We start from the raw sequence: 15,483 nt of genomic DNA, 5'->3' as shown, positions 1-15,483 counted from the left end.
TCTATTTTTTTAGTGTGTTATCTATCTTGTTATGTTATCTATGTAAATTGTCTTTTTTTTCTTTAATAGTATCTTTATGCACTTTATTTGTAATATTCTGTACTGCCTGAATTGTTGATGGTTGTACTCGCTGAGTAGTCGCACTTTGTACTCGCTGAGTAGTCGCACTTTGTACTCGTTGAGTCGTTGTACTTTGCACTCGTTGAGTCGTTGTACTTTGCACTCGTTGAGTGGTTGCACCTTGTACTCGTTGAGTGGTTGTACTTTGCACTCGCTGAGTCGTTGCACTTTGTACTCGTTGAATGGTTGTACTTTGTACCCGTTGAGTAGTTGTACTTTGTACTCGTTGAGTAGTCGCACTTTGTACTCGTTGAGTAGTTGGTGATTGTACTCGCTGAGTTGTTACAGTTTGTGTTCTTGTTCTATTTACATTAGGTTGAGTAGTAGGAGTAACGGTTCGTACTGTTTGAATTTCTTTTATTCTTTCTTGGAACACATCGGCTTTTTCACTATTACGAGGATCTTTATAGTGCTCATACTCTTCCATAAGTTTATTATAGATGAGGTGGGCTACTTTTTTAGCTCCTCTTGGATTAAAGTGAGTATAGTCTTTACCTGCTAACGGTGGATTTGCCTCTACCCATTGTTTCATAGAGCCTCTACCCCCCATCAGTTCATATAAATTAATAAAACCAGAGCGAGTATCTTGTGCATATTTCCGTTGTGCATTTGCCAAAGGTACTACTGCTTTATCGGTTTGCATCTCCATCTCTACTTTAGTAGACTTATCGGCGGTAGAGATAACAAGAATTGAGGTATGAGGGAAGCAAGCTCTTATCTGGTTAATCACCTTTGTCATTCCGCGTTCATACCACGAATAATCGAGTGTGCCGTAATTGAGTACATTAGCACCAAAGTGTAATACTACAAGGTCATATCCGCCTAACGCTCTATCGAAAGCTCTCATTAAATCAGGATTAAAGAGCGATAAGGGTAAGCCTGAGTTACCTCTGCTTGAAAAGTTATCTATATATACGCCTTTACCTTGCATTGAGCCCACTCCATAAATAGGAATAGAATCAGACTTATAGAAAGTAATACGCACTGATTTAGTGTTTGCACCTTCGGTTAAAGGCAATACATTCAGCAATTTATCAGTATCTAATGATTTTACTACCCTTACAGTATCGTTATAGGCAATTTCTACTTTTGCCTCTTTATTACCAGAAGCTCCATAGAACAATGCTGGTGCATACAACTGACTAATATGAGCTTGGTTTGATGACCTATATTGTACCCACGTGCCATTGCCTTGTGTAAAGAACACTTGCCCAGAGACACCAAAAGGACGTTTAGGGCGTTTTACATTCACATAAGATTGGGTTTTCCAAGTATTGGAATAAGAATGAAATACGCTTCCTCTTGATTTAGCCGACTCAGAAGCAATGGGCAAAAAGCCAATTCCTAACCCCCCGAAAGCGTTTTGGAAAAGAGCTCTCAAATCTTGCACGATGAGGTCGCCATCAGTCATCGAATCGCCGTAATAAGCGATTCTTATTTTACCATTTTTAGTTTGTTCTAACTCTTCTAATTTTTTAAAGAAAGAAAAAAGATACTGGTCGGACTTTTTAAGTCGTTGTTCTTGTGCTAAGGAATCATTGGCTTGGCTGAGTACTTTGTCGATTTCTTTACCTGAAATGGCTTCCAACATTAAGCTATCTACTACTACATTGCTTCCTGAGGCTTTAGTTTCGGGAAAAATACGCGTGGGCAAACAGTTCTTAAATCCAATGAAAATGAGTGTTGCAAATAAAACAATAAGAAAAGATTGTTTAAAATAGGGTGTCTTCACAAGTTAGCTTCTTTTTCTTCCAGCGGGCAAAGATACAAATAAATAATGAATCAACAGCAAATTTTTTACAAATTATTTTTCTAAGGCTTGTTTAAAATCGGCGATAAGGTCGTCAGCATCTTCAATTCCTACTGCTACGCGGATGAGTGTACGGGTAACGCCTCGTGCTACTTTTTCTTCTTCGGGAAACTCGGTGTGAGTAAGTGAACTGGGGTGGGTTACCAATGTTTCGACTCCTCCTAAGCTCACTGCAAAAAGGGCTACTTTTAGACTCTCGAAAAACTTTTTGGCTTTGGCTTCAGTTTTTACTGTAAAAGAAAATACTGAACCTCCACCAGAAGCTTGGCGTTCTTGTATTGCTTTCCCTTTATTTTGTGTATCAGTAGGATAATACACCTTTTCTACTTCGGGGTGCGTTTTAAGGAAATTTAATAGTTTAAGGGTATTGGCTTGAGCTTTTTCGACTCTTAATTTAAGGGTTTTCATACTGCGCAAGAGCAACCAGCTATCAAACGGAGAAAGCAATGCCCCTATGGCTACTTGTGCAAAACGTATTTTCTCGGCTAAGGTTTCATCATTTACCACCACTGCTCCTGCGATGATATCGTTATGACCTCCTAAATATTTGGTAGCACTGTGTAATACTATGTCGGCTCCTAACTCTAAAGGGCGTTGTAACACGGGCGACATAAAGGTATTATCGACCATAGTGAGCAGATTATGTTTCTTGGCGATTTCTATTACTCCGCATATATCGGTAACGTCTAACAGAGGGTTGGAGGGTGTTTCTATAAAGATGGCTTTTGTATTAGGGCGAATGGCTTTCTCTATTTTGGTTAGGTCGGTCATATCGACAAAAGTAGCTTCAAAAGCAAATTTATTGAAAATATCGTGCATAATGCGATAAGTACCTCCGTAGATATCTAAGCCTAACACAAAATGGTCACCTGTTTTAAACATTGTAAAAACAGAAGAAATGGCAGCCATACCCGATGAGAATCCGAATCCGTATATGCCACTTTCTAATTGAGCTATAAGACTTTCAAAATCCTTACGAGTAGGGTTTGAAACGCGTCCGTATTCAAACTCTTGTTCTACACCGTATTCTTCAATAGGGAAAGTAGAAGCCATATTGATGGTGCTTCCCCAGTTTTCTGTATTTTTATTGGCTGTTCTTACGCCGTGAATGGCTTTAGTTTCAAACTTCATTTCTTATATCTTTGCTATTAGAGCGACAAAAGTAGTACTTTTTTATATGCTACGCAAAAAAAGTTAATTATTAATGATGAATGATTAATGGTTAATGGTAAATGGTTAGTGGTGAATTAGGGGTAGGGAATTATACAAAGATTATAGGAAACTTATAGGATAGATGGACAAAGAGTGGGATTACAGTGGGATTACAGTGGGATTACAGTGGGTCTACAGTGGCTCTACAGTGGCTCTACAGTGGCTCTACAGTGGCTCTACAGTGGGTAAAAAGTGATTAATGAATGAAAGAGAAATGAACAAATTATAAATGTAAGATGAATGTAAGGCGGAGGTAAGGTAAAGAAAAAATAAACTTTGTAAAAGGTCGTAGCACGATGGGCAAGTGAAAACTTTGGCAAAGTATAGGACGTAAAAGCAATGACAAGATGTAAGATAAGGTAAAGGGAGGTTAAACACAGCTTAGAAAATTATTTTACAAAAATATTTGTAAGTTTAGTAAGAAAAAAATACTTTTGTAACCTGTACTAATAACAAGACGGCACAGTATTTGTATTAAAGAAAAACGCTAAAAAAATAATTTGTACTATGGAACAAAGAACATCTGTAGATATCAGTCAGATAAACGAAATGATAGAGCGTGAAAGTGTGTTTATCGATGCGCTCACCAATGAGATGAACAAGGTGATTGTAGGGCAAAAACATATGGTAAATGCCCTGCTTATAGGGTTATTAGGCAAAGGGCATATCCTCTTGGAAGGGGTACCTGGGCTAGCAAAAACGCTATCCATCAACACCCTTGCTAAATCGGTACACGGGTCGTTTAGCCGTATCCAGTTTACACCGGACTTATTGCCTGCCGATGTGATAGGAACAATGACCTACAACATCAAACAAAACGAGTTTTCTATAAAAAAGGGACCTATCTTTGCGAACTTTGTATTGGCTGACGAGATTAACCGTGCGCCTGCCAAAGTACAGTCTGCTCTATTGGAAGCAATGCAAGAGCGACAAGTAACCATTGGTGATTCGACCTTTAAGTTAGACGCTCCTTTTATGGTAATGGCAACTCAGAACCCTGTAGAGCAAGAAGGAACTTACCCACTACCTGAGGCACAAGTAGACCGTTTTATGCTTAAAACGGTTATCGATTATCCTAAATTGGACGAAGAGCAACAGATTATGCGCGACAATCTCAGCAATAGTTACGCAGTGGTGAACCAAACAGTGAGTTTGGAACAAATCCTAAAAGCACAAACAGCCGTGCGCGAGGTGTATATGGACGAAAAGATTGAGAAATACATCTTAGACATTGTTTTTGCGACTCGTTATCCTGAAAAATACAACTTGGCAGAGCTTAAACCACTTATTAGCTTTGGGGCATCGCCACGTGGTAGTATCAACTTGGCAATGGCGGCAAAATGTTATGCTTTCATCAAACGTCGTGGTTATGTAATTCCTGAGGACGTACGTGCGGTAGTATTTGACGTATTGCGCCATCGTATCGGTATCACCTATGAAGCAGAGGCTGAGAATATTACCTCAGTAGAGATGATTCACAAGATAGTGAATACTATTGAAGTACCATAGGAGGTAAAAGATAAAAGATAAAAGGTAAAGCCAGCGAGGGCTCACAGTTGGGTATGTGAATAAAAGGTAAAAGATAAAGCCAGCGAAGGCTCACAGTTGGGTATGTGAATGAGTAGCAGTATTTGGGGTATCAAACAATGATAGAAGTACTCGAAACAGGCGAACCTAAAGCAGAGATGAAGAACTACAAGGAGAGGTTTTCTCGGTATGGTTACGACTTGCCGTGGGACGAAAAAGAGTTTGATATACAAAGCATCAATGAGCAACTCATTGCTGATGTACAAGACAATTACGAGAGTTTTAAATGGCATTAAAATAGTTAATTAATTTTGGATACTAAAGAACTATTAAAGAAAGTACGCAAGATAGAGATAAAGACGCGCAAGCTCTCCGATAATATTTTCGGAGGGGAGTATCACTCTACCTTCAAAGGTCGGGGTATGACTTTCAGCGAAGTACGTCCGTACCAGTTTGGTGATGATATTCGCAATATCGACTGGAACGTAACGGCGCGCTACAACGAGCCTTTTGTAAAAGTATTTGAAGAGGAACGCGAACTTACGCTTATGTTGATGATAGACGTGAGCGGTAGTGAGCTTTTTGGTACGAAACAGGAATTCAAAAGTGAAGTGATTACCGAAATAGCAGCTACCTTGTCGTTCTCAGCTTTACAGAATAACGACAAAACGGGCTTGATACTCTTTTCTGACCAAATAGAACTGTATATTCCACCTAAAAAAGGGAAATCGCACGTGTTGCGCATCATTAGAGAGCTCATAGAGTTTCAGCCTAAAAGTTTTAAGACTAATATTTCGGAGGCTTTGCAGTTCCTCAGTAGGGTAACGAAGAAAAAAGCGATTGTGTTTATGCTCTCGGACTTTATGGATAAAGGCTATGAGAAACCTATACAGATAGCTGCCAGAAAACACGATATTACCGGTATTCGCATTTATGACAAAAAAGAAACTGAATTACCTAACTTAGGTTATGTGATGGTAAAAGATGCTGAAACGGGAGCGCTGATGCGTGTGAACACCGCTTCATCGGCAGTGCGAAATGAATATGCAAAACAATATCACGAGACAGTGAACTATTTTGAGACGCTTTGGCAAAAATCGGGTGCAGGGGTAGTGAGCTGTAGGGACGATGAGAGTTATACCCAAAAGCTGTTGGGATACTTTAAAAATAGATAAGAGATAAGAGGTAAGAGGTAAGAGACTAAATTAAGTATTAAGCGGTAAAATGAGACGAATATTATATTTCATATTAATATTATTTGTATTTCCTACTCTTTACGCACAAGAGGTGAAGGTAGAGACTAATACAAAGAACATAAAAATAGGGGAACAGATAGAATACAAGATATCGGTAGAAGCCCCTGCTGATGCGGCCGTGGTATTTCCGGAAGGGCAGAGTTTTAGTCCGCTAGAAATGGTAAAAGCCGACCCTACTGATACCTTGAAAGAGGGAGGTAAGTTTCGTTTGGAAAAAGCCTACTACCTTACCCAATTTGATGAAGGGAAGTACACCATTCCGCGACAAAGAATACACATCAGTAACAAAGACTACTATACCGATTCGCTACTTGTAGAAGTACATACCGTAGCGGTAGATACGCTCAAACAGCCTTTATACGACATTAAACCTATTACCGAGGTAGCCTCACCTACGGCTTCACGTATGTGGTTATGGATTATTTTAGGAATTATAGGACTCCTTTTAGTAGCGGGTGGATTATACTTCTTCGTCTTCCGCAAGAGAAAACTAACGGCCGAAGAAGAGCGCAAAAAGTTACCTCCTTTTGAGCGCGCCATACAAGACCTAAAAGACTTACAAAATTCTAAATACCTCATAGAATCACAACACAAAGCCTATTATACTCGGCTTACCGATATTGTAAAAGAATACTTGGAAGACGAGGTGCATATTTTAGCCAAAGAGAGTACCACAGATGAGCTTTTGGCTAAAATTAATGTTTTGCAAGAAGCAGGAAAGCTACACTTATCGGAAGAGACTATCAGCAACCTCAAACGGGTATTACAAAATGCCGACTTGGTGAAATTTGCCAAGAGTAAGCCCTCGGACAACAATGCTGAATACGACCGTGAGACCATTGAGAATGTGGTTATCAAAACCAAAGAGGCTATCCCCGTGGTAGTAGCCGAAGGGGAAGTACCTACACAAGACGCTTTCGCAATGAGCGTACTGAAAATAAGAGAACGCAGAAAAAGACGCAACCGAGTGGCTCTTATCATCGCGCTTTGTTTTGTAGTATTAGCTCCTGTATTGCTTATGGGATATAGTATCTTGTACAACAAATACTTCAATACTTATGCGAGTATCAATCGCAGCGAGTGGGTAACAAGTGATTACGGTTATCCTATTACTGAGCTCACTACGCCAGAGATACTCATTCGCAAGCAAATAGTAGACGTAACGGAATACAAATCGATTATAGATAAGCAATATACTTTCTATTACGGCAGTCTTAATTCACCTTTATACATAATGACCAATATCATTACCTTTAAGAAAGACGCCCAAAATACAGCACCTCAACAAGAGGAACAAGGCGGTGGACTTACCTTAGACCCACAAAAGGTGAATGAAATAGTGCTTTCGCAACTGGATAAAGCTAAGGCGAAGAACATCACTACCTTGCAGGAAGAATACACCTCGCCTAGCGGTGCAAAAGGTATAAAAGTTTTTGGCAAAATGAGTATTCCTAACGAGAAAGGTAAATACTTTAGCGCTTCTTACGAACTGTACAGTTTTACTGAAAACAATGCGCTCCAACAAGTTCTTATCACCCATATAGACGAACCTAACGCCGATAAGATAGCACAAAGAGTTATCAATTCTATTGTATTTAAAACAGAATAATATGCTTAAAAATATTACTTTCGCCAATCCACAGTTCTTTTGGTTACTATTAGTCTTACCACTAATGGTGGCGTGGTATTGGTATTGGAATAAGAAATCTAAACCGAATGTAACTATATCTTCCACTATTGCTTTTAAGAAGATGAGTTCGTGGAAAGACCATTTATACCATTCTTTATTTACCTTGCGCTTATTGGCAGTAGCCTTACTAATTATAGCGTTAGCGCGCCCACAAACCCATTCAGAAAATGCACACACAAAGATTACTGATGGGATAGATATTGTAATGGCAATAGACGTATCGGCGAGTATGCTTTCAAAAGACTTAAAGCCTAACCGTTTTGAAGCACTAAAAAAGGTAGCTTCACAATTTGTAAAAGACCGTCCTAACGACCGTATTGGACTTGTTATCTACGCAGGGGAAAGTTATACTAAAACTCCTGTGACTACGGATAAAGGTATTATCTTAAACGCTCTTTCGGAACTTACTTATGGACAAATAGAAGACGGTACAGCCATAGGTATGGGACTGGCAACGGCTGTAAACCGACTCAAAGAAAGTAAAGCCAAGAGTAGAGTTATTATCCTCCTTACCGATGGGGTGAACAACACAGGATTTATAGACCCACAAACCGCAGCTGAGTTGGCTGCTGAGTACGGTATTAGAGTATATACAATAGGGATAGGCTCCAATGGAACGGCGCTCTCTCCTTACGCACTCAATCCTGACGGTAGCATAATGTACCGTATGTTACAAGTGGAAATAGATGAGCCTCTAATGAAAAAGATAGCTGAAGTAACACACGGGAGATACTTTCGTGCCACTGACAACCAAAAGCTCCAACAGATTTACGATGAAATCAACAAGATGGAGACTACCAAGATTGAAGAGTTTAAATACACTGAGGTAGATGAGAAATTCAGACCCTTAGCGATAATTGCTGTTGTTTTATTACTTCTTGAGTTTTTATTAAAAAATACTATCTTTAGAAACGAAATATAAAAAATTGTCGTATCTTTGCCCCCGTAATGAAAAGAAAACTTATCAACATATTATTATCAGCGCTTATCCTTTTCTCCAATTCAGGGTGGGCGATTACTTTTCATTATTGCAAAGAAACCTTATCGTCAGTGTCCTTAGAGTACCCTACTTCTGCGAGTGAGGAAGAGGAAGACTGTACTACAATGGACTCTTGCTGTGCTTCGGATGACGATGAGAACGAAACAGAAACTTCACATAAAAAATGTTGTGACGACACATCTATCACTTCTTCTATTTCTGATAGTACATCGGTAGTAAAGGTATTGGAATTGCAATTACAACCCTTTGTAATAGCTACCCCTACCCTACCCATATTAGAGGAGGTAAGCATTACTGAGACGGTAAAGAAATCTATCACTACTGATTTCTTTACACAGCTGAATGCTCCGCCTCTGTACGAATTGTACTGCCAGAGAGTGTTTTATTCAGGGAAAAGATAAGAGATAAGAGGTAAGAAGTAAACTCCTTTACCTCTGTTTTCTAATCCTTAAATTCTAATTCCTGAACTGAATAAAACAGAACAATAATGTACAAAAAATATATCTTTTTATTAGGGCTGTTGTTGCCCTTGTCGCTCTTTGCTCAAAATTTTAGCAAAGGGTCTGTAATCGATGAAAACAAGACACCACTTATAGGTGCTGATGTATATTGGGAAGGTACCCAAATAGGGACTTCTACTGATAACGAAGGAGCTTTTACCTTAAAACGACCTGAGGGAAGTTCTACTTTAGTAGTAAGCTATGTAGGGTATAAAAAGAAAACTGTGAAAGTAAGCGGTAACACACCTTTAGACATTCAGTTAGAGCCCGAAACTACTTTAGAAGAGGTAGTAGTAAGCTACAAACGTGCTAATACAATGAAATCGCAGTGGCAAGTAGCCGATGTGCACACAATGAGCAGTGGGGAACTGCTGAAAGCCGCTTGTTGCAACCTATCGGAGAGTTTTTCTACCAATCCGTCGATTGATGTGAACTTCTCGGACGCCGTTACGGGTAACAAACAGATAAAGATGTTAGGTTTGACCAGTCCGTACATATTAATGGCAGAGGAGAATATTCCTACGATGCGCGGAGCTTCGCAAGCCTACGGACTCTCGTTTGTGCCTGGTACGTGGATTGAGAGTATCCAGATTACCAAAGGAGCAGGGAGTGTGATTAACGGGTATGAAAGTATTTCGGGGCAAATCAATTATGAAATAGAGAAGCCTATCAGTGCCATTCCTTTTTTCTTGAACTTATACGCATCGGAGGATAACCGTTACGAAATCAACGCCCATACCAATAAAAAGCTCTCTGATAAATGGGCAACTACCCTCTTTGCACACGGCAATGTGCGTCAGCAAAAAGCTGACCACAATCACGATGGTTTTATAGATAACCCGATAGGTAACCAAATCAACTTGTTGAATCGTTGGCAGTACGCCGATGCTCAAAAGGGTTGGGTAGGTTTTTTGAACCTCCATTATATGAAAGATGAGCGCCAGGCAGGTGAATTGCGCTTTAATCCACTGACTGACAAAGGAACTACGAATACTTGGGGCAGTGAGGTAAACTCCGAACGCCTCAGCGTATCTAACAAAATAGGGTATGTTTTCCCTGATACGCCTTATAAAAGCATAGGCTTACAAAACTCTTTTCAATCGCACAGGCAGGATTCCTATTTTGGTTTGAATCGCTATGATATACACCAAAAGAGTTGGTATGGCAACTTGATATACAACTCTATCATCACCAATACCAAGCACAAGTTTGCCACAGGGCTCAATGGTACTTACGACGATTACAACGAGATGCTTAGTACTAGAGCTCTCACAGGGGATTTTTCACGTGTAGACCGCTCGGTAGGTGCCTTCTTTGAATACACTTACGACAATTTGAGCAATTTCAGTTTTGTGGCAGGGGTACGCGCGGACAGTCATAATCACTTAGGAAACTTTATCACTCCACGCTTGCACGTGCGTTACAATCCTTGGAAGCAAGCTACTTTTAGAGTATCGGCAGGACGAGGCAAACGAGCTGCTAATGTGATTGCTGAGAACCAACAGCTCTTGGCTTCCGCTCGAGAGTTTACTATCGTAGGAGGTGATGGTGGTAAGCTCTACGGTTTGAACCCTGAAATCGCTTGGAATTACGGCGTGAACTTTTTGCAAGCATTTAAAGTATTAGGCAAGAACGCTGAGTTCTCCATAGACTTCTACCGCACTGATTTTGACAATCAAGTAGTAGTAGATTTGGATAACTCACCCCAACAAGCCTTGTTTTATAACCTGAATGGTAATAGCTTTGCTAACTCTTTACAAGCTGAGTTTAGCATCACACCTGCCAAAGGTTTGGACTTTAAAGCAGCCTACAAGTATTACGATGTGCAAACACAGTTTACCAAAGGACAATTGGAGAAGACCCTTACCCCAAAACACCGTTGGTTTGCCAATGTAGCTTACGAGACTCCCGAGCGTCACGAGAACAACCATTCGCAATGGAAGTTTGATGTAACTTTCAATTGGTTAGGAGAACAACGCTTACCTACTACGGCTACGAACCCAGTGGCTTATAGGCTTAACGATTACGCTCCCTCATTTGCTACACTCAATGCCCAAATCACCAAAGTATTCTCTAAGACTTTTGAGATATATGTAGGCGGTGAAAATATCACCAATTATAAGCAAGAAAACGGAATTTTGGCTGCCAACGACCCTTTTGATGCATATTTTGATAGTACTATGCAGTACGCTCCTGCTTTCGGACAGATGTATTACGCAGGATTAAGATTTAAAATTTTATAATTAACAAATTAGCAAATAATCGTTAGCGGTTAGAAAGCTAACGACTAATGACTAAAAACTAATAAGTATTTTTCAGAATGAAAACACGTATTTTATTATGGGTAGCTTTGAGTTTCTTTGGACTCACTACCGCAAGTGCTCAACAAGCACCTAACAAAAACAAGAAAGTAGAGTTTGCCGTAGGGGGCAACTGCGAACAGTGCAAAGCGCGCATAGAAAAAGCAGCTTACAGTGTAAAAGGCGTAAAGAGCGCTAATTGGAACATCAAGAGTGGGAATATGACTCTTATTTTTGACGAACGCAAATGCACCGAAAGCGATGTACAAAAAGCCATTGCTAAAGTAGGACACGACGCAGGCAAAGAGCGCGCTGACGACGAAGTGTACAATAAGTTACACCACTGTTGCTTGTATCAACGCTTGCCTTAGAAATTAAACTATAACACAATCGTAGGAAGAGATAAGTCCATCTCTTCCTATTTTTTTTATCATTTGTATACAAAATATATCAAATAAAGTAGTATCTTTGCGACTGTTAAATTATTAGAGATGATAGATTACTATAAAACCTTAGGGGTAGAAAAAACTGCTACCCAAGATGATATAAAGAAGGCTTACCGCAAGTTGGCGCGCAAGTATCACCCTGATATGAACCCCAACGATAAGACGGCAGAGCAGAAATTTAAAGAGATTAACGAGGCTAACGAAGTACTTAGCAATCCTGAAAACCGTGCTAAATACGACAAGTATGGCGAACACTGGAAATACGGAGAAGAGTACGAAAAAGCCCAACAACAGCAACGCTCCCAAGGTGGTTTTGGAGGATTTGAAGGCTTTGGCGGAGGTAACTACTCTGAGGGAGACTACTCTGATTTCTTCAAAGATATGTTTGGTGGACGCACTTCGGGATTTGGTAGAGGTTACGGTAGTGCCTCAGGTAAGTTTAAGGGACAGGATATTTTTGCAGATATGTCGCTACCACTACGAGAAGTGGCAACTGCTCAGCAACGTACTTTTACGGTGAACGGCAAGAATATACGTATTACAGTACCTGCGGGGGTATATGAAGGGTTGCAAATTAAGCTAAAAGGTCACGGATACGAAGGATATAACGGAGGACCTAACGGTGATTTGTATATCACTTTCCATATTGAACCCGACGCTCAGTTTGAACGCAATGGCAACGATTTGAAAACTACTGTAAATATCGACCTATATACAGCTATGTTAGGTGGCGAAGTGCAGATAGATACCCTCAGTGGTAAAGTGAAAATGAAAGTAGCTCCTGAGACACAAAATGGCACTACGGTGCGCTTAAAAGGTAAAGGTTTTCCTGTGTACAAGCAAGAAGGCTCATTTGGCGACCTTTTTGTAACGTATCAAGTACAATTGCCTAAAAATCTTACGGAACAACAAAAAGCATTATTTGAACAACTTAAAAATTCATAATTATGAAAGATAGAATTTCAAGAGAAGACATCGTTCGTTTGTACAATATAGAAATCACATTCTTTGACGATTTAGAATCAAGCGGACTTATAGAAACGGAAGTGATTGACAACACTACTTACTTGCATTACGACCAGCTTTCGGCTTTTGAACGTTTTACTAATTGGCATTACGACCTTGAAGTGAATATGGCTGGGTTGGAGATTATTCATAGGCTATTACAACAAATTGAAGAATTAAAGGGAGTGAGAATGATTAATGATTAATGATTAATGATTAATGATTAATGATTAATGATTAATGATTAATGGTTAATGATTAATGGTTAATTTGGGTGAAGCTTATAAAAAGCTTATATAAAAGACGGTGCGAGCCGCACGGACAGATGAAGGAATGACGGTGCGAGCCGCACAGGCAGATAGAGAAATGACGAACAAAAGACGAAGGAAGGACGAACAAAAGACGAACAATGAACGAAGGAAAGACGAAGAATGAGTGAAGAAATAATGAAGGATAATGGGAGAAAACTTGGAGATTGGTTATTTGAAATTTGAGGTGTTTGACCTAACTTCATACTTATACATTTATGCTGTTTTAAACTTGATATCATTACAACTTAAAGAATGAAAATCATTACTTTAACTACTGATTTTGGTTTACGAGATTACTCGGTGGGAGCTGTAAAGGGTGCTATTTATAGTAAGTGCCCCGAAGCTTGCGTGGTAGATATCTCGCATTTGATATCACCTTTTGATGTGTTTCAAGCTGCCTTCATCTTAAAAAATGCTTACGTACATTACCCAAAAGGAAGTATACATATCATAGGGGTAGATGCGGAGCGCACTCCTGAGAAAAGGCATATGGTAATGAAACTGAACGGACATTACTTTATCGGGGCTGATAACGGTATTTTTCATCTTTTAGCAGAAGATAAAAAGAATGCTGAACTGTACGAAATAAAAGGCAAACAAAGCACTGAACTTTTCCCTACGCTGTATTCATTTCCTTTGATTGCTGAGAAAATATGTAAAAATATCCCTCTTAACAAAATAGGCAAGAAAACCGATACGTATTTAGAGGCTACTCATTTTAAACCAGAGATATCTGCTGATAAACGTTTCGTTTACGGTACGATTATTTATATTGACCACTATGGCAATGCGGTGAGCAATATCAGTAGGAAATTATTTGAAGAAATAAGGCAAGATAGAGCTTTTGAGGTTATTTTTAATATGTATACCTTCAAAAAGATTTATAACCAATACAGCGAATTTATTGATTTTAGTGTTCCTCTTGACCTTCGCGCTCCTGATGGAAAACGAATGCTTCTGTTTAACGACCTCGACTATTTGCAGTGTAGTGTTTACAAAAGTGATACTCATACAGTAGGGGGAGCTTCTTCTTTATTAGACATCAATTACCTTGATAGAGTGAGCGTTCACTTCATTTAATAGTAGATAAAACAACCCAATGAAGAATGAGAAAAAAGTGAATGAAGGTAAAAATATGGAAACTTTTTTTGTTTATTAAGTTTTTTTGTTATACCTTTGCCCCCGATTTAGAACACTTAATACAGTAATTTAAGAAAAATGAAAAAAATAATTACTACAGTTATCATAATAGTCCTTGTAGGATTAATGGGGCTCCGCCTATATTCTAACAAACAGAAAAATGCTGAAGAGGTAGCTATTGTAGCCCAAAAAGAAGCCCAAGTAGCCGTACGTGCTGCCAAAGTAACAGAAGAAAAAGTAGCCGACCTTTTTACGGCTAACGGTACTTTTGTAGCCGAGCAAGACCTGAATGTATCTTCAGAAGTAGGAGGACAAGTCATAAAAATTTATGTAAAAGAGGGCGATTTTGTGAGAGCAGGGCAAGTATTGGCACAAACAAAAGCCGACAGAACCAATGTGCAGTTAGACAATGCCAAAGCGGTACTCGAAACTGCAAAATCGGATTTAAAGCGCTTTGAAAGTGCTTACCAAACAGGAGGAGTTACCGCTCAACAATTGGAACAAGCGCGCTTGCAACTCAAAAACGCCCAAGCGAACTATAATTCGGCAGCTATTGTATCGGGTGATACAGCGGTACGTAGTAAAATCAACGGGATTGTAACTAGCAAAGAGGTAGAAGAAGGAACACTTGTAAGTGCCGGACAGACGTTATTCAACGTGGTAAATATCGACAATTTGAAGTTGAAAATTACCGTAGATGAAAGTCAAGTAGGAGAACTAAAAGTGGGTGAAGTCATCAAAATAAAACCTAGTACTTCCTCAGAATTAGTAGACGGAAAGATTATTTTTATCGCACCGAAATCTAATGGAGCTCTCAAATTCCCCGTAGAAATATTGGTAGCCAACAAAGATAAAAAGCTAAAAGCGGGAATGTATGCGACTGCACAGTTTGGCAGTGGTAATGATGAGGTTACAGCTCTTGTGGTACCTCATTCTGCTTTCGTGGGTAGTGTGAGCCAAAATAAAATTTTCAAAATAGTAAGTAGCAAAAATGCTAAAGGTCAGGAGGTGCTTAAAGCTGAAATGGCAAATGTGAAAAGCGGTCGCAACTTTGGTGATAAGGTAGAAATCATCAGCGGACTTACTGTTGGAGAAGAAGTGATTACCAGTGGACAAATTAATATAGATAACGGAACACCTGTGAAAATAGTAGAGTAACTTACTAT

General features: G+C 39.4%; 14 protein-coding genes. 12 read left to right on the top strand and 2 right to left on the bottom strand.

Going from position 1 to position 15,483, the window contains the following annotated elements; translation table 11 throughout:
- Window positions 1-34: 34 nt before the first annotated feature.
- Both HMPREF1320_RS08505 and HMPREF1320_RS08500 read right to left on the bottom strand, forming a co-directional pair.
- Entirely contained in the window at window positions 35-1,852 is a 1,818-nt protein-coding gene (locus tag HMPREF1320_RS08505) for a GDSL-type esterase/lipase family protein (RefSeq protein ID WP_034554439.1), read from the bottom strand.
- 72 nt (window positions 1,853-1,924) lie between these two features.
- Window positions 1,925-3,061: a trans-sulfuration enzyme family protein gene (locus HMPREF1320_RS08500; protein ID WP_009418398.1), complete on the bottom strand. Its 1,137-nt coding sequence runs from the start codon at window positions 3,059-3,061 to the stop codon at window positions 1,925-1,927.
- Window positions 3,062-3,649: 588 nt separating this feature from the next.
- Here HMPREF1320_RS08500 and HMPREF1320_RS08495 point away from each other — a divergent pair.
- The 12 genes from HMPREF1320_RS08495 (at window position 3,650) to HMPREF1320_RS08445 (ending at window position 15,475) form a co-directional block, all read left to right on the top strand.
- Window positions 3,650-4,651 carry an AAA family ATPase gene (locus HMPREF1320_RS08495; RefSeq protein ID WP_009411880.1) on the top strand — a complete coding sequence of 334 codons (1,002 nt, stop codon included), beginning with the start codon at window positions 3,650-3,652 and terminating at the stop codon, window positions 4,649-4,651.
- Between the two features lie 137 nt (window positions 4,652-4,788).
- Window positions 4,789-4,965, top strand: coding sequence for a hypothetical protein (locus tag HMPREF1320_RS11565; protein WP_181463674.1), 177 nt, complete (start codon window positions 4,789-4,791; stop codon window positions 4,963-4,965).
- A gap of 15 nt (window positions 4,966-4,980) precedes the next feature.
- The gene (locus tag HMPREF1320_RS08490; RefSeq protein ID WP_009418441.1) at window positions 4,981-5,844 is read left to right on the top strand and encodes a DUF58 domain-containing protein; all 864 of its coding nucleotides are present in this window, start codon (window positions 4,981-4,983) and stop codon (window positions 5,842-5,844) included.
- A gap of 49 nt (window positions 5,845-5,893) precedes the next feature.
- The gene (locus HMPREF1320_RS08485) at window positions 5,894-7,534 is read left to right on the top strand and encodes a hypothetical protein (protein WP_009418307.1); all 1,641 of its coding nucleotides are present in this window, start codon (window positions 5,894-5,896) and stop codon (window positions 7,532-7,534) included.
- 1 nt (window position 7,535) lies between these two features.
- Window positions 7,536-8,537 (top strand): vWA domain-containing protein, encoded by a 1,002-nt coding sequence (locus tag HMPREF1320_RS08480; protein WP_009418383.1) that lies wholly within the window; start codon window positions 7,536-7,538, stop codon window positions 8,535-8,537.
- A 26-nt stretch (window positions 8,538-8,563) separates the two neighbouring features.
- On the top strand, window positions 8,564-9,016 hold the full coding sequence (locus tag HMPREF1320_RS08475; RefSeq protein ID WP_009418298.1) for an HYC_CC_PP family protein: 453 nt from the start codon (window positions 8,564-8,566) through the stop codon (window positions 9,014-9,016).
- An 86-nt stretch (window positions 9,017-9,102) separates the two neighbouring features.
- Window positions 9,103-11,358: a TonB-dependent receptor gene (locus HMPREF1320_RS08470; protein WP_009418370.1), complete on the top strand. Its 2,256-nt coding sequence runs from the start codon at window positions 9,103-9,105 to the stop codon at window positions 11,356-11,358.
- Window positions 11,359-11,435: 77 nt separating this feature from the next.
- A complete protein-coding gene (locus HMPREF1320_RS08465; RefSeq protein ID WP_009418424.1) occupies window positions 11,436-11,786 on the top strand; it encodes a heavy-metal-associated domain-containing protein in 351 nt (116 codons plus the stop codon).
- Between the two features lie 120 nt (window positions 11,787-11,906).
- The gene (locus HMPREF1320_RS08460; protein ID WP_009418438.1) at window positions 11,907-12,806 is read left to right on the top strand and encodes a DnaJ C-terminal domain-containing protein; all 900 of its coding nucleotides are present in this window, start codon (window positions 11,907-11,909) and stop codon (window positions 12,804-12,806) included.
- A gap of 2 nt (window positions 12,807-12,808) precedes the next feature.
- On the top strand, window positions 12,809-13,072 hold the full coding sequence (locus tag HMPREF1320_RS08455) for a chaperone modulator CbpM (RefSeq protein ID WP_009418356.1): 264 nt from the start codon (window positions 12,809-12,811) through the stop codon (window positions 13,070-13,072).
- 357 nt (window positions 13,073-13,429) lie between these two features.
- Window positions 13,430-14,257: an S-adenosyl-l-methionine hydroxide adenosyltransferase family protein gene (locus tag HMPREF1320_RS08450; protein WP_009418288.1), complete on the top strand. Its 828-nt coding sequence runs from the start codon at window positions 13,430-13,432 to the stop codon at window positions 14,255-14,257.
- Window positions 14,258-14,395: 138 nt separating this feature from the next.
- A complete protein-coding gene (locus HMPREF1320_RS08445) occupies window positions 14,396-15,475 on the top strand; it encodes an efflux RND transporter periplasmic adaptor subunit (RefSeq protein ID WP_034554435.1) in 1,080 nt (359 codons plus the stop codon).
- Window positions 15,476-15,483 lie beyond the last annotated feature (8 nt).

Source organism: Capnocytophaga sp. oral taxon 335 str. F0486 (genome assembly GCF_000277665.1).
GTDB lineage: Bacteria > Bacteroidota > Bacteroidia > Flavobacteriales > Flavobacteriaceae > Capnocytophaga > Capnocytophaga ochracea.
Note: the sequence above shows the minus strand (reverse complement) of the source record. Positions and strands in the feature narration are given on the sequence as shown.